We start from the raw sequence: 14135 nt of genomic DNA, 5'->3' as shown, positions 1-14135 counted from the left end.
CATCCTTTTCCAGCCGCGGCGGGCAAATCAACCAAAGCGTCCAGTGATATAGTCCTGTGTACGCTTGTCGACCGGGTTGGTGAAGATATCCTGGGTATCGCCAATTTCCACGAGGTTGCCCATGTGGAAGAACGCCGTGCGCTGGGACACGCGAGCCGCCTGCTGCATGGAGTGAGTGACGATCACGATGGTGAAGTTCTCGCGCAACTCGTCGATCAGCTCTTCGACCTTTGCGGTGGCGATCGGGTCCAGAGCGGAGCACGGCTCATCCATCAGGATGACTTCCGGGCTGACTGCGATAGCGCGGGCAATGCAAAGGCGCTGCTGCTGACCGCCGGACAGACCGGTGCCCGGACCATCAAGGCGATCCTTCACCTCGTTCCACAGACCTGCCTTCTGCAGGCTGGAGGCAACGATCTCGTCAAGGTCTGCCTTCTTGCGGACAAGGCCGTGAATGCGCGGGCCATAAGCGATGTTGTCGTAGATCGACTTCGGGAACGGGTTCGGCTTCTGGAACACCATGCCGACCTTGGCACGCAGCTGCACCGGATCGACGCGGCTGTCGTAGATGTCTTCACCGTCCAGATCGATACTGCCCTCAACGCGGCAGATGTCGATCGTGTCGTTCATGCGGTTCAGGCAACGCAGGAACGTCGACTTGCCACATCCGGACGGGCCGATGAAGGCGGTCACTGCCCTTGCGCCAATCTCGATGTTCACGTCCTTGATCGCATGCGTGTCGCCATAATAGACCTGCACGTTGCGGGCGGAGATTTTCGTATCAGTCATTGCTGCTGCCTTGATCGTTCCGGGCATCTGGGTCATGTCTCGCTCCCGTTCCGTTACCAGCGGCGCTCGAACTTGCGGCGCAGGAGGATGGCAAGAATGTTCATGCTCATGAGGACCACGAGCAGGATGATAATTCCGCCCCAGGCCCGCTCATAGAATGCAGGGTCGGCCCGCTTGGCCCACTCGTAGATCTGGGCCGGCATGGCGGAGTTCGGTGAGAAGAAGCCGTCGGCGACACCATCGGGATAGTTGGAGGCAATGAAGCCGACCATGCCGATGAGCAGCAGCGGAGCGGTTTCGCCAAGGGCCTGAGCCAGACCGATGATCGTACCGGTCAAGATACCCGGCATGGCCAACGGCAGCACATGGTGAAACACCGACTGCATCTTGGAAGCGCCGATACCGAGCGCAGCGCTGCGGATCGACGGCGGCACGGCCTTCAGGGCAGCCCGTGTCGAGATGATGATCGTCGGCAAGGTCATCAGCGTCAGCACCAGACCGCCAACAATCGGAGCCGACTGAGGAAGGTGGGCGAACTGGATGAAGGCAGCCAGGCCGAGAATACCGAACACGATGGAGGGAACCGCGGCCAGATTGGCAATGTTCACCTCGATGATGTCTGTCCAGCGGTTCTTCGGCGCGAACTCCTCAAGATAGATCGAGGCAGCAACACCGATCGGCAGCGACAGAACCAGCACGACCAGCATCATGTAGAGTGAGCCGAGCATGGACACACCGATACCGGCCTGTTCCGGGCGGGAGTCCGAAGCATCTGCCCCGAAGACGAAGTTCCAGTTGAAGGTCTTGGCAATGATGCCTGCCTTCATCATGGCATCCACGATGTCCAGGTGCGCCGCGTCGAGGTTCTTGTCGTTTGCAAGAGCGGCGCGGGTGACCCGGCCCTTGAGATAGCCGTCGACACGGGAAGAGGCGAGCAGTTGGAAGGGAACCGTCGTGCCGTACTTGTCCGGATTGGCGAGAACAAAGTCGCGGACGGTCGAGGCCGCACCGGAGGACAGGATCTTCATCAGATCCTTCTCAGACATGGACGTTTCGATATGCGCGTCAGCGAGCTTCTTTTCGAGAGCCGCCCCGATCATCGCATTGTACTTCGAGGTCTTCACGATGGACTTCTCGGCACTCTCGATTGCCGCCTTGTCCAGCGGCAGATCGATGGGAATCGATGTCTGCGTGAAGGCCGACAGGCCGTTGCTCAGGATTGCCCACAGCAAGGCCACAAGGAAGAACAGGCCGATGAGAACCGCACCAATGCCGTAGAACCGGAACCGGGTTTCAGCGGCGTTGCGCCGGCGGGTATGGCTGTCAGCTTCCAGAAGAGACTTGCTCTTGCGTTCGGTAACGGGAGCGGCAGAAGCTGCAGAAGACAGGGTTGCGTCGGTCATTCGTACTGTTCCCGGTACTTGCGAACGATGTAGAGGGCGATGACGTTCAGACCCAGGGTCATGACGAAGAGGGTCATGCCGAGGGCGAAGGCGACCAGCGCTTCAGGGGACGCAAAGTCGGCATCACCCGTCAGCTGGCTGACGATCTTCGCGGTCACAGTGGTCATGGCGTCGAAGGGGTTGAGGCTGAGACGGGCTGCCGCCCCTGCCCCGAGAACCACGATCATGGTTTCGCCGATGGCGCGGGAAGCAGCCAGCAGGATAGCGCCTACGATCCCCGGAAGAGCGGCCGGCAGGATGACCTGCTTGACCGTTTCGGAGTGGGTCGCGCCAAGCCCCAGAGAGCCATCACGCATGGCCTGCGGAACCGCGTTGATGATATCGTCGGACAAGGAGCTGACGAAGGGGATCAGCATGATGCCCATCACCAGACCAGCGGTCATGACCGCCGTGCCACCCTGCATCCAGCCAAGGTGAAGAACACCGTTGTCCCCGAAAACATCGACCAGAAGCGGACCAACCGTCAGCAAGGCGAAGAGACCGTAGACGATGGTCGGGATGCCAGCCAGAACCTCAAGAAGCGGCTTGGCGACCGAGCGCACCAGAGGAGCTGCGTATTCTGACAGATAAATCGCTGCAAAGAGGCCAACAGGCACAGAGACCGCGAGGGCGATCAAGGAGATATAGAGCGTCGCCCAGATCAGCGGCAGAATGCCGAGATCCGACCCGCCGCCAAAGCTCGGACTCCAGGTCAGACCGAAGAAGAAGTCCGCCGCAGGGTAGAGCTTGAAGAACTCGATGGTGTTGAAGATCAGCGAGAAGACAATGCCGACCGTCGTCAGGATGGCGATGGAGGCCGCCGCGATCAGAAGTCCCAGAATAACCCGCTCGACCGTGTTGCGGGCGCGGAAGTCCTTGTTCGTGCGCGTGACACCGAAAGCAAGTCCAGCCAGAGCAAGCACCAGCACAGCAGCGGTGCGCAGGAGATTTCCGGTGGAGGACATCTCGCGGTAGCTTTGAGCTGCGGCAAGCGTTTCCTCGTTCACATCGGAACCAAGGGCGACGCCAATTGAGCCAAGCCGCTCGCGGACATTCATGCCGGTTGCGGTCGCATTGGCCGCCTCGTCAGCGGTCATAGCCCCGGCTTCCACGGCCTTGTCCAGACCTTCAGCGACACGGCGGACATCGCTCATCACCAGATCCAGAGAGCTGGCCTCAATGGTCTGCGGTGCGATCATATGCGAGACGCTGGAATGAATGATGGCAGGCTGAATGGCCAGCCAAAGCAGAAGAGCCAGCAGAGACGGCAGCAGCACCGTCAGAGCGGCATTCCAGCCATAATAACCAGGCAGGGAATGAAGTTTCCGGATATCTCCGCCCGCCGACTGGAAGGCCTTGCCACGTCCCAGAAGGAACGCCAGAGCCGCAATCAGGAGACAGGAGGCGAAGAGTAGGGAAAGCGGCATGATATGTTTCCGGCACTCAGGTCAGGAAGAAAGGGCGGCTGACGCCGCCCTTTCGATTTGATCGGATCCGGCTTAGTGAGCCATGACCGTTTCGGCAGCCACTGCAGCCTGGGTAGCAGCCAGCTCCGGATCGGAAACCAGGCCGTACTGAGCCAGCGGGCCTTCCGGACCGGCCAGTTCGTCGGATACGAAAAATTCAGCGTATTCCTTCAGGCCCGGGATCACGCCGATGTGTGCCTTCTTGACGTAGAAGAACAGCGGGCGGGAAACCGGATACTCACCGGAAGCGATGGAAGCGGTGGACGGAACAACGCCGGACATGGTCGCAACCTGCAGCTTGTCGGTGTTGTTTTCGTAGAAGGACAGACCGAAGACGCCGATACCATCCTTGTTGGCTTCGATGCGGGCCAGGGTCTCGGTGTAGTCACCGTCGATGTCGACAGCCAGACCGTCGGTGCGGACAGCCATGCACATCTTGCCAGCAGCCTTTGCGTCAGCGCCAGCGGCTTCGAAAGCTTCCTTGGTGCCGGTTGCTTCACAGCCAGCTGCCAGAACCTTTTCTTCGAACACTTCACGGGTGCCGTGCTTGGTGCCCGGGATGAAGGCCAGGATCGGCTGAGCCGGGAGGTCCGGGTTCACGTCAGCCCAGGTCTTGGCGGTGTTGGCAACGACCTTGCCGTCGACGACAACTTCAGCAGCCAGCGCCTTGAACCAGTCAGCCGGGGTGAACTTGAAGCTGTTGCCCTTGATGTCGGAGGCGAACACGATGCCGTCGTAACCGATGCGGACTTCCATGATGTCCTTGACGCCGTTTTCAGCGCAGGTCGCCACTTCCTTGTCCTTGATCTTGCGCGAAGCGTTCGCGACGTCGATGGTGTTTTCGCCAACGCCTTCGCAGAACTTCTTCAGACCAGCGGAAGAACCGCCGGATTCAACGACCGGGGTCGGGAAGTCGGTGTTTTCGCCGAAAGCTTCAGCAACGATGGAAGCATAGGGCAGAACGGTGGACGAACCAGCAATCTGGATCTGATCGCGCGCCTGGGCGGCGCCAGCGGCGAAGGAACCGGCAACGGTGAGGGCTGCCACGCTAACGAGGGTCGTAAACTTCACTTGACCACTCCCTTTGAATGTCAAGGTTTCTGATGATCGCCCTGCCTGACCGGCCTTGGCGATGTGGCGGAACCTAGTCCCCTTGGATGTGACTTCTATGAAGCTTTTATTTCAGTTTTATGACATTTTAAGTTATTGAAAAGAAATGGAATTCTCGAAAGAAACCAGCAATTTTCTGCGTGACAGCCATGAAATGTGTCACAGACGCTAATCAAGCCTCCGGGAATCTTGCCCGTCTGAATTACCGGGGGACGGAAGGTTTCCCCTCAGCCATCGTGTCTTAAGCCGGAAAATGAACCGAGAAAGCAGCTCCTTCCCCGGGCTTGCTCACAATTTCGAGACGTGCGCGGTGGCGTGTCAGGATGTGCTTCACGATCGCCAGCCCCAGGCCGGTCCCCTTCAGGGTCCGGCTCGACGCCACATCCACCCGGTAGAAGCGCTCGGTCAGGCGCGGCAGGTGCTCGGCGGCAATGCCTTCGCCAAAATCCCGCACACAGAGGCACCAGCCCGCTGAACCATTGCCGGACGACCTTGCGACCGACACCTCGACGCGCTTTCCCGAACCGCCATATTTCATCGCATTCTCAATCAGGTTCTCTGTCACCTGGATGAGCTCGTCCCGGTCGCCGCGAACCGTCGCGGCCAGTTCTGGAAGCCGCGTCTCAATCTCGACATCAAGCTCACGGCCGAGCGGTGCGAGGGCATCGGCGGAGTGGCGTACGATTTCGGCCAGATCAACGGAATCGGAAGGCTTCACATTCGCCTTCATCTCGATGCGGGAGAGCGAGAGGATGTCATCGATCAGCCGCCGCATGCGTGAGGCCTGCTCATGCATGATGCCCAGAAACCGGTCTCTCGCATCAGCGTCATTTTTGGCTGGACCCTGCAAGGTTTCGATAAATCCGGACAGGGACGCCAGCGGCGTGCGCAATTCATGGCTGGCGTTGGCGATGAAATCCGAGCGCATCCGCTCCAGACGGCGCTGCTCGCTTTGATCGTAGACAACAACAAGAATGAAGTCCGGCACCCCGCCCGCTTCGGCAGTCCCCGAGCCGCCGGGCATATAGACAGGCGCGATATGCGCTTCGAACCAGGCTTCGGAAGGCACCTTCTCGCCCCATGAGATCCGCTCCGCCTTGCCGGAAGCGGAGACACGGTCAAAGGCCTCCAGAAGCGAGGGGGCCCGCAGAGCGAAGGACAGAGGATCTCCCGGGCGCACCTGACCGTAATAGTCCAGCGCCGCCTTGTTCACATAACGGGTCACTCCCTTGCCATCCGCGACGAAACAGGGGGAAGACAGGGCGTCGACGGTGACTTTCATGCCTGTTCCCGGCCACATGCGGCGCATTTCACGCTGTTTCACCGCCTGAAGACGGCGGGAGCGGGCACGGGCAGGCACGCTTGCCGTCACGAGCGCAAGGATCAGGAAAGAAACAAGAGCCACGCCCCAGGGTACGTTGAAGACAAGAACGGCCAGAGCCGCCATGACCGCTGCGCAAACAAGCGTCCAGCGGCCATCAACGATACGGGTCCATGGCCCAGGCAGCGTGATCTGGGCATCCTGAAGGTCAGGGGATGTCGGCATGCTTGTCCTGTGTCTTCGGCACTGCTGAGGAAAAACAACCTGCCCTTCCGAAGGGATCTGTCAAAGCCCAGCGAAAGGAAATGGGGGTCGTGGGTAACATGCAATGCGTGTCAATCAGACGACAAAATCCAATTTATTTCTCCGGCAAACAAGATAGGCTTTGCAAACGGCACTTACAGCCGGAGCCGGCAGGCTGAAAAAGCAGGTTCTGGCATGGGGAAACTGGTCATGACCGCGTCTTGAGCGCGGCGGCTTGCAACCGGTCCAGCCGCGCAGGCCAGCCGTTGCCGCCGGACGCCGCTTCAAAGCTTGAGGCAGCGTCCTCGCCGTGACGGATAAAATCGGAATGAGTCAGTTCGAGCCGTGTGCCTCCTGCCGCCTCCCGCAAGGCGATCATGACCCGGCTGGCCGCGGCAGAATCCCTTATGGCTTGGCCATCCGAGGTCACCTGCCAGGCAAGGCGGATGTAGAGCGGCCTCGCAATTGAGAGAACCGTTCCCCAGACAAGATGCCCGTTCTCCGCCGTGTTCTCATAACAGACGCCCCCAGGATGAGGCTCCAATGCAGCATCCTGCAAATGCGCATTGCCGGAAACGGGCCCCCACCACTCGGAAAGAGTGTCGACGAGCAACGCAAATGCCTTGTCGCGCGGCAATTTCAGAAAACGTTCGAAGTGGCAGGTGTCGTCAGCAGGCATGATCTCAACTATCCATTGATCGCAATCAGACCAGTGATCGCATGCTAAATCAACAGCCAGATGGCGATATCCTCAGGCCCGGATTTATGATCTTGCGCCTTGATCCCGCGTGGGAAAGACAGCAGCGCGTCCTGAGGATGAGACCAATCTCGCATTCTGTGAGCTTGACCTCCCGTCCGGGTTCCCGTGTGATATCGCTTCAATAAACATATTCCTTCACCACCTGCAGCAGAGCCCGCATGAAGCACGACCGGCAGTTCGATCCCGCCTATGGTGAAGCCGTGGAAATTATACCGGGCCTGCGCCGGATGACCGTTCCCAATCCCGGCCCTTTCACCTTCCACGGCACCAACACCTATCTCGTCGGCCAGGGCAATGTGACCGTGATCGATCCCGGCCCGGACAACCCGGTCCATCTCGATGCCTTGCTGAAGGCCACGGAAGGCGAGCGGATCGAGGCGATCCTCGTCAGTCACACCCACATGGACCATTCTCCGGCGGCGCGTACACTCGCGGCCCGGACAGGCGCTCCGGTCATTGGCTGCGCCCCCCATGTCGCCGCACGCCCCCTGGCCGAGGGAGAGAGCAATTCCCTGGACGCGAGTGCCGACAAGGATCACAAACCCGACAGGATCCTTGGCCACGGTGAAACCATCACCCTTTCCGGCCAGCGTTTTGAGGCACTACACACGCCCGGCCACACACAGAACCATCTCTGCTTTGCCTTGCCGGGAACGGAGTTCCTGTTCTCCGCAGATCACGTCATGGTGTGGGCAACGTCCATCGTAGCCCCTCCGGATGGCAACATGCTGGCCTATATGGCCTCGTTGGAGGTGCTGCTGAACCGGCCTGAAACGACCTATCTGCCCGGCCATGGAGGTCTGGTGCGCGAAGCCCATGCCTATGTGAGGGACCTGAAAGAACACAGGCAACGCCGGGAAGAAGCCATCCTTGGCAACCTTGAGCAAACCCCGATTTCCGTGCCCGAGCTGGTTTTGCGGGTCTACAAAGGCCTCGACCCTGCGCTGCGCGGGGCTGCGGGTCTCTCCGCCTTCGCTCATCTGGAAGACCTCGCCGGGCGCGGGCTTGTGCTGGCGGAACCGGACCTGACCCTGACAGCCCTCTACCGGCTCGCCTGAAGAGCCGGCCTCGGAACTTGAAGTTCTACCGGGGAACGGCTTGAGTGGTGCCCGCCCTGTCATCCAGCGGACCATCTGCAGGAGCGGTATCGCCTGTGCCGTCATGGATATAGGGCTTGAAGCCGGGAATACGGATACCGCCGCCCGCACCTCCCGGGGGCACCAGCAAATCCACATCCCCCATGTTGGGAGCTGCGTCATTCTGCGGCTCTGAACCTTCCGCCTCAAGCACCGGCTCGCTTGCAATCTCGCCATAGGTCTCCAGCAGGACCTCGTCGATCTGGCGGAACAGATCCCGTATCCGCTCGGCGTTTCCCGTCAGGTCTGGCAGCGAAACACGTGAGGCCGCCCGAATGTCCAGCAAGGCCCCTACCCTGTCCGGCCGGATGCGGAAGGCGACATCCTCCACCAGCCGGAGGAACGGCGTGCGAACCTCCATCTGAAGACGGGTCGGAGCGTCGGGAAGGTCCGGCGGGGTTTCCGCCGTCAAGGTCCAGCCATTGCGGGCCACCACCTCGCGGACCGCAGCGTGCAGATCCATCGGGGTCAGCCGGTAGCGCCGGGAGACAATGTCGGGAAACTCCTTGCGCTGATCTGCATTCAGGCCCAGATGCGCAACCAGCATGGGCGGCCAAAGCACCGTTGCCCCACGGACAATTTCCGGCGGATCAGACAGGCTGGTCGATACATCCGGTGACTGGTCCAGAAAACGTGGCGCGAGCACGAAGGCCAAGGCGGGCAGAAATGCAAGGGCACCATAGGTCAGCCCCGCGAGTGCACGGCCGATCCCGGTACCGCCTTCTCTCCAGATCACCACGAGCCCGGCAATGCATAGGACGATGGCGATCAGGGCAAGGCATGCTGCAACACCGATGGCTGCGAGCATCTCAAACAGTCCGAGATAGTTTCCCCTATGGGCGAGAACCGCGATCACGATCATGGGTAAAGCGACGGCGCCGATCAGGCGGCCGGAGCTGGCAATCCGAGCTTCGTAAATGGGGTACCGCTTCATCCATCCGCCCACGCAAAGTTCCGGGACTTTCTTATCACCCGCGCGTGAACACCGGAAGGCCGCCCGTTTAAGCCAATTCTGAGCCATCGAAATAATTCGACACGGAACGTGACTTTGCCATTGCCCAACACGCGAGCATGATGATTAAGAATTAGACACAATTTTATCAATGCCCTTACGTAAATAGATGAGCGCCGGTCACAAGGTTGACACAATCCGGGATCAGGGCAGCGGCGTTTCTGACACCATGGACGACAAGAATGTCTAACAAAGCAGCCACGAGCGCGAAACCGCAACCCGCCACACCCGCGCTGGTCAACCTTTACAAGCCTGTCGGCATCGCCGCGCTGAATGCGGCAACCCTGTGCAAGGGTCAGAAAACCGCGGTCAAGGGCACCAAGTAAGCCCCGTGCCTGCAGGCCGAGTGAAGAAGCTGGGCGTTCAGGCAGACCGGTATCCGCATCTCCAGAGAGGCCCTTCAGCGCCTTGCGAACACGATCCGGCTTGCGCGGAACGTGATCGGCAGGGCATGTTCAGGCCAGATGCATCGGGGATGCGGAGCCCTTCGGAATGATCATTGCCTATTGCCCTTCATCCAGCGGCCTCGAACGTGTCGAGGTCCCTGCCGGAAAGGCGCCACCTTCCACCTCCGTGTGGATTGATCTGTTCCACCCGACACCGGAAGAGCACAAGCTCGCTGAAAACCTGATGGGCGCAGAAATTCCGGCCAAGAAAGAACTTGGATCGATCGAGGTGTCCGCACGTCTTTATGACGAGCCCGGTGCCCTGGTCATGATGGCCATGATGCCCATGGCGGCCCGTATTCCTGATCCGGAACTCTCTTCCATAACCCTTGTGCTGTCCTCAAAGCGGCTTGTCACGGTCCGTCACGGGGAACTGCAGTCTATTGCCCTGTGTTCGAAGAAGGTTCAGACAGACCGGACCATCGCCAATACCGGGCCGGCGGTTCTGAGCGCTCTGATGGAAATCGTCATCGACCGCTGCGCGGATGTGATGGAGGAAATCTCCACACATTTTGACCACATGTCGAAAACGGTCTTCGAGGAAGGCATTTCTGCCCGCAAGAAGGATGTCTATCACGAGGCGATCCGCACCCAGGGGCGCATCGGCCTGCAGGTGGCCCGCATGCACGACGTCTGCGCCAGCCTGTCACGCATGCTGATCTATCTGGACAGCCACGCAAGCAAGGTGTCGCTCTCAGAACAACAGTCGAAGACCTTCGACATGTATTCCCGAGACCTTCATTCCATCAAGGAGCATGGCGACGCGCTGGACAACAAGCTGTCCTTCCTGCTCGACGCCACCATCGGCCTCGTCAATCTGGAGCAAAACCAGATCATCAAGATCTTTTCGGTTCTGGGCGTTGTATTCCTGCCGCCGACCCTGATCGCCTCGATCTATGGCATGAATTTTTCGAACATGCCCGAGCTGAGCTGGCAGTACGGGTTCCTCTTCTCGCTCGGGCTGATGCTCGGATCGGTGGCGGCAACCTATATCTATCTGAAGGTGAAAAAGCTGCTTTAGCCCTCCGGCTTACGGATAGAGCCTGTCGCGGGTCCAGTCCTGACCATCCGCATTGCGCCGGAACACAACCCGGTCATGGAGACGGAACGGGCGGTCGTGCCAGAACTCCATCTGGGTCGGGACCAGCCGGAAGCCGGACCAGTGTTCCGGGCGCGGAATTTCTCCCACGGCAAACTTCGCCGTGTAGCGGGCGACTTCCTTTTCCAGAGCAAACCGGTTTTCCAGGGGCCGGGACTGTTTGGAAGCCCATGCGCCGATGCGGCTTCCGCGCGGACGGGACTGGTAGTACTCGTCCGCCTCGTCATCGCTCACCTTGACCACTGTTCCACGGATCCGGACCTGCCGGCGCAGGGATTTCCAGTGGAAACACATAGCTGCCTTACCTGCTGAGAGCAGTTCCTGCCCCTTTGCGCTTTCAAAGTTCGTATAAAAAACGAAGCCGCGCTCATCGAAGCCCTTCAGGAGAACCATGCGAACATTCGGCAAGCCGTCCGGATCGACCGTTGCAAGCGCAAGAGCGTTGGGATCGTTGATCTCGCTGGCCGTTGCATCCACAAGCCATTCACCGAAAAGCGCGAATGGTTTCGTAACTTCAGTAAAGTCATCTTTTGTTAAGGATTTTGCCGAAGGCTTAGTGTCGGTCATGGAGCACCTGTCGAAGAGTGTCGCGGAAGCGTTCTGTGAGCCACAAAACGGGCCGCATGGCCAGAGAGGTCGGTTGCTTGTTTCACCGCGTTTCTTATGACGCCGTCAAGGCCAAGTTCCAGATAGCCCGGTTTGCACCGGTTGCACTGGCTTGTCTGCTGGCGGGCTGCGGGCAGGTTTCCATGCCGCTCGGCAGCAATGATGTCGAAACGCCCCTGGTGCTGACTGGATCGATTCCCTCAACATCCGATACCGCCTTCGCCGATATTGACGAAACAGACCGCGAAATCATCGCCATGTCCATCGGCCAGCTGGTCAGCGGCTCAGGTCTGGAAGCCAGCGCACTGGCCGATGAAGGCACCATGCAAACTGCCGTGTCCTGGACCAATCCGGACAGCGGAAATTCCGGCAGCATCGGCAAATTGGACAAGAGCAAGCTGGCTGACACCGGCTGTATCGACTTCGAGACGACCGCAAACACCATCGCCGGCATCCGCCTTTACAAGGGCACAGCCTGCCGCGATGTCCGTCAGATCATGGCGATTACCGCCCTCAACGTCTCAGGCGCCTGATCCAAAGCTTGAATAGCGGTGGTTACCCGGTAAAACACTGACGAATGCAGATCGATGGATCTGGTATTTTTTCCTATCAATCACGATATTGTGCAGGAAGACATTTTGGGCGTGATGCGAGCCGGGCGGTCCTTCCCCAGGGAAGCGGATCAGCCGCCGTGTCAAATCCTGCCCACAACAGGTGAACCCAATGCGTGATCCCTACAGCGTCCTCGGCGTCGCAAAGAATGCGAGCGAAGCCGATATCAAGAAGGCCTTCCGCAAGCTGGCCAAGAAGTACCACCCGGATCAGAACCAGAATGATCCGGCAGCACAGGCGCGCTTTTCCGAAGTGAACCAGGCCTATGAAATCGTCGGCGACAAGGACAAGCGCGGCAAGTTCGACCGTGGCGAGATCGGTGCGGACGGCAAGCCGAAGTTCCAGTCCCATGGCTTCGACGGTTTCCGCGACTACGAGGACTTCGGATCGGCCGGTGGTGCACGCGGTTTCCGCAGCCAGGGCGGAGGCTTTGGCGGCGGGGCAGCCGGAGGCGGCGGCTTCGACGACATTTTGAACGACATCCTCGGCGGCTTCGGTGGCGGACGGCGGGCACGGGCAAGCGCTGGTGCGCAGGCCGGTGCAGGCGCTTCTGCGGGCCGTAAGCCGCAGGCCGCCAAGGGCAGCAATGCCGAGCTGACGGCCTATGTGTCTCTGGAAGATCTGGTCAACTCGGGCAAGGCCCAGGTGACGCTGCCGAGCGGCAAGACCGTCAATGTCACCATTCCGGCTGGAACCGTAGAAGGCGAAAAGATCCGCCTGCGCGGTCAGGGCCATCCTGGCGAAATGGGCGGCCCGGCAGGCGATGCCATGGTCGAAATCCGCTTCCGTCCGCACAAGCTGTTCGAAGTGCGCGGCAGCGACCTCGTTCTCGACCTGCCGCTAACTCTCTATGAGGCCGTGCTGGGTGCCAAGGTCCGCACGCCGACCCTGACCGGCGCGGTCAACCTGACCATTCCGGCCAACTCATCCGGCGACAAGACCATGCGCCTGAAGGGCAAGGGCCTGCCGACCAAGACCGGCGGCCATGGCGACCTTCTTGTCCGCCTGCAGATCCTGCTGCCGCCCAATGGCGACACGGAACTGGAAACGCTGATGAAGGCCTGGAAAGACGTCACCCCTTACCGGGCACGTGGTCCGGAGTTCGACTAACAAGCCGGCTCTGAGCCCCCCACTGAAATGCAAAACGGCACGAAAGACCTTCGCGCCGTTTTGTGTTTTGAAGATTATGGTTGGATGTCACCCCTTCACCGGCCCCATATTGGCAGGCGGGATGCTGTCGGCGGGGACGAAGAAGTCCGGGGCAAGCGGCTTTGCCGGGTCAACGCGGTAGTGGTCGAAATCGGTCACGCCGCGCCCGGACAGGAACGTGTCGTCAATCAGGAACTGACCGGTCAGCTCACGCGACGGCGTCGTGAAGATCTCGTGGGCGGCATCGGCAAGAATGTCCGGCGTGCGGCTCTGGGAAACCATTTGATCGCCGCCCAAAAGGTTCTTCACCGCAGCAGTCGCGATCGTCGTGCGCGGCCAAAGCGCGTTGACGGCAATGCCCTTCTTGCGCAGCTCGCCAGCAAGGCCCAGCACCACGAGGCTCATACCGTATTTGGCGATGGAATAGGGCGTGTGGCCCGCAAACCACTTTTCCGACATGTCGAGCGGCGGTGACAGCATCAGGATATGCGGATTGGGGGACTTCTCCAGATATTCGATGGCATGCTTGGAGCAGGCCATGGTACCGCGCGTGTTGATCTGGTGCATCAGGTCGAAGCGCTTCATGTCCGTCTGGGAGAGCGGGGTCAGCTGAATGGCGCTGGCGTTGTTGACCAGGATGTCCAGCCCGCCGAAGGTCTCGGCGGTCTTGGCAATGGCCGCCTGAACCGCTTCGTCATCGCGCACATCCAGGACAAGCGGCAGGGCCCTGCCACCGGCTGCCTCGATCTCCTCTGCTGCGGTGTAGATCGTGCCTTCCAGCTTGGGATGCGGCTCGGCGGTCTTGGCCGCAATCGCGATATTGGCGCCATCGCGGGCGGCGCGCAGGGCAATGGCCTTGCCGATGCCGCGCGAGGCCCCTGTGATGAACAGCGTCTTGCCGGACAGGCTCTTCTTGGTTTCGGTCATCAAATTCCTCCCAGAAC

At 60.1% G+C, this 14135-nt stretch carries 14 protein-coding genes; 5 read left to right on the top strand and 9 right to left on the bottom strand.

Annotated features, from left to right (window positions below):
• Nucleotides 1-27: 27 nt before the first annotated feature.
• From pstB to IG616_RS16420, 6 genes are all read right to left on the bottom strand, one after another.
• Nucleotides 28-816, bottom strand: coding sequence for a phosphate ABC transporter ATP-binding protein PstB (gene pstB, locus IG616_RS16445; protein ID WP_246476281.1), 789 nt, complete (start codon nucleotides 814-816; stop codon nucleotides 28-30).
• Nucleotides 817-842: 26 nt separating this feature from the next.
• A complete protein-coding gene (pstA, locus tag IG616_RS16440; protein ID WP_192149258.1) occupies nucleotides 843-2192 on the bottom strand; it encodes a phosphate ABC transporter permease PstA in 1350 nt (449 codons plus the stop codon).
• Nucleotides 2189-3658 carry a phosphate ABC transporter permease subunit PstC gene (gene pstC / locus IG616_RS16435; RefSeq protein WP_192149257.1) on the bottom strand — a complete coding sequence of 490 codons (1470 nt, stop codon included), beginning with the start codon at nucleotides 3656-3658 and terminating at the stop codon, nucleotides 2189-2191. The genes pstA and pstC overlap by 4 nt, the downstream gene beginning before the upstream one ends.
• Before the next feature lie 72 nt (nucleotides 3659-3730).
• Nucleotides 3731-4768 (bottom strand): substrate-binding domain-containing protein, encoded by a 1038-nt coding sequence (locus IG616_RS16430; protein ID WP_192149256.1) that lies wholly within the window; start codon nucleotides 4766-4768, stop codon nucleotides 3731-3733.
• 280 nt (nucleotides 4769-5048) lie between these two features.
• Entirely contained in the window at nucleotides 5049-6353 is a 1305-nt protein-coding gene (locus IG616_RS16425; protein ID WP_192149255.1) for an ATP-binding protein, read from the bottom strand.
• A 226-nt stretch (nucleotides 6354-6579) separates the two neighbouring features.
• On the bottom strand, nucleotides 6580-7050 hold the full coding sequence (locus tag IG616_RS16420; protein ID WP_192149254.1) for an SRPBCC domain-containing protein: 471 nt from the start codon (nucleotides 7048-7050) through the stop codon (nucleotides 6580-6582).
• Nucleotides 7051-7289: 239 nt separating this feature from the next.
• Between IG616_RS16420 and IG616_RS16415 the strand changes: the two genes are divergently transcribed.
• Nucleotides 7290-8189 carry an MBL fold metallo-hydrolase gene (locus IG616_RS16415; protein WP_192149253.1) on the top strand — a complete coding sequence of 300 codons (900 nt, stop codon included), beginning with the start codon at nucleotides 7290-7292 and terminating at the stop codon, nucleotides 8187-8189.
• 25 nt (nucleotides 8190-8214) lie between these two features.
• On the opposite strand, the gene IG616_RS16410 is transcribed toward IG616_RS16415, so the two are convergent.
• Nucleotides 8215-9201, bottom strand: coding sequence for a DUF1499 domain-containing protein (locus tag IG616_RS16410; protein WP_192149252.1), 987 nt, complete (start codon nucleotides 9199-9201; stop codon nucleotides 8215-8217).
• A gap of 260 nt (nucleotides 9202-9461) precedes the next feature.
• Between IG616_RS16410 and IG616_RS16405 the strand changes: the two genes are divergently transcribed.
• Both IG616_RS16405 and IG616_RS16400 read left to right on the top strand, forming a co-directional pair.
• Nucleotides 9462-9605 (top strand): hypothetical protein, encoded by a 144-nt coding sequence (locus IG616_RS16405; protein WP_192149251.1) that lies wholly within the window; start codon nucleotides 9462-9464, stop codon nucleotides 9603-9605.
• 166 nt (nucleotides 9606-9771) lie between these two features.
• On the top strand, nucleotides 9772-10746 hold the full coding sequence (locus tag IG616_RS16400) for a CorA family divalent cation transporter (RefSeq protein ID WP_192149250.1): 975 nt from the start codon (nucleotides 9772-9774) through the stop codon (nucleotides 10744-10746).
• Nucleotides 10747-10755: 9 nt separating this feature from the next.
• Here IG616_RS16400 and pdxH read toward each other — a convergent pair whose 3' ends face one another.
• The gene (gene pdxH, locus IG616_RS16395) at nucleotides 10756-11391 is read right to left on the bottom strand and encodes a pyridoxamine 5'-phosphate oxidase (RefSeq protein WP_192149249.1); all 636 of its coding nucleotides are present in this window, start codon (nucleotides 11389-11391) and stop codon (nucleotides 10756-10758) included.
• 35 nt (nucleotides 11392-11426) lie between these two features.
• Here pdxH and IG616_RS23380 point away from each other — a divergent pair, with 35 nt between their 5' ends.
• Nucleotides 11427-11963 carry an RT0821/Lpp0805 family surface protein gene (locus tag IG616_RS23380; RefSeq protein ID WP_209007651.1) on the top strand — a complete coding sequence of 179 codons (537 nt, stop codon included), beginning with the start codon at nucleotides 11427-11429 and terminating at the stop codon, nucleotides 11961-11963.
• Between the two features lie 190 nt (nucleotides 11964-12153).
• Nucleotides 12154-13152 (top strand): DnaJ C-terminal domain-containing protein, encoded by a 999-nt coding sequence (locus IG616_RS16385; protein ID WP_192149248.1) that lies wholly within the window; start codon nucleotides 12154-12156, stop codon nucleotides 13150-13152.
• An 87-nt stretch (nucleotides 13153-13239) separates the two neighbouring features.
• Here IG616_RS16385 and IG616_RS16380 read toward each other — a convergent pair whose 3' ends face one another.
• A complete protein-coding gene (locus tag IG616_RS16380; protein WP_192149247.1) occupies nucleotides 13240-14118 on the bottom strand; it encodes an SDR family oxidoreductase in 879 nt (292 codons plus the stop codon).
• Between the last annotated feature and the right edge of the window lie 17 nt (nucleotides 14119-14135).

This window comes from Roseibium litorale (assembly GCF_014842915.1).
Classification (GTDB): Bacteria; Pseudomonadota; Alphaproteobacteria; order Rhizobiales; family Stappiaceae; genus Roseibium; species Roseibium litorale.
The sequence above is the reverse complement of the archived record's forward strand: the minus strand, read 5'-3'. Positions and strand labels throughout refer to the sequence as shown.

What these genes read in the sequence shown, in the direction of transcription:
- pstB (WP_246476281.1), bottom strand. Translation starts at nt 816, where the DNA reads ATGCCCGGAACGATCAAGGCAGCAGCAATGACTGATACGAAAATCTCC.
- pstA (WP_192149258.1), bottom strand. Translation starts at nt 2,192, where the DNA reads ATGACCGACGCAACCCTGTCTTCTGCAGCTTCTGCCGCTCCCGTTACC.
- pstC (WP_192149257.1), bottom strand. Translation starts at nt 3,658, where the DNA reads ATGCCGCTTTCCCTACTCTTCGCCTCCTGTCTCCTGATTGCGGCTCTG.
- IG616_RS16425 (WP_192149255.1), bottom strand. Translation starts at nt 6,353, where the DNA reads ATGCCGACATCCCCTGACCTTCAGGATGCCCAGATCACGCTGCCTGGG.
- IG616_RS16420 (WP_192149254.1), bottom strand. Translation starts at nt 7,050, where the DNA reads ATGCCTGCTGACGACACCTGCCACTTCGAACGTTTTCTGAAATTGCCG.
- IG616_RS16415 (WP_192149253.1), top strand. Translation starts at nt 7,290, where the DNA reads ATGAAGCACGACCGGCAGTTCGATCCCGCCTATGGTGAAGCCGTGGAA.
- IG616_RS16410 (WP_192149252.1), bottom strand. Translation starts at nt 9,201, where the DNA reads ATGAAGCGGTACCCCATTTACGAAGCTCGGATTGCCAGCTCCGGCCGC.
- IG616_RS16405 (WP_192149251.1), top strand. Translation starts at nt 9,462, where the DNA reads ATGTCTAACAAAGCAGCCACGAGCGCGAAACCGCAACCCGCCACACCC.
- IG616_RS16400 (WP_192149250.1), top strand. Translation starts at nt 9,772, where the DNA reads ATGATCATTGCCTATTGCCCTTCATCCAGCGGCCTCGAACGTGTCGAG.
- pdxH (WP_192149249.1), bottom strand. Translation starts at nt 11,391, where the DNA reads ATGACCGACACTAAGCCTTCGGCAAAATCCTTAACAAAAGATGACTTT.
- IG616_RS16385 (WP_192149248.1), top strand. Translation starts at nt 12,154, where the DNA reads ATGCGTGATCCCTACAGCGTCCTCGGCGTCGCAAAGAATGCGAGCGAA.
- IG616_RS16380 (WP_192149247.1), bottom strand. Translation starts at nt 14,118, where the DNA reads ATGACCGAAACCAAGAAGAGCCTGTCCGGCAAGACGCTGTTCATCACA.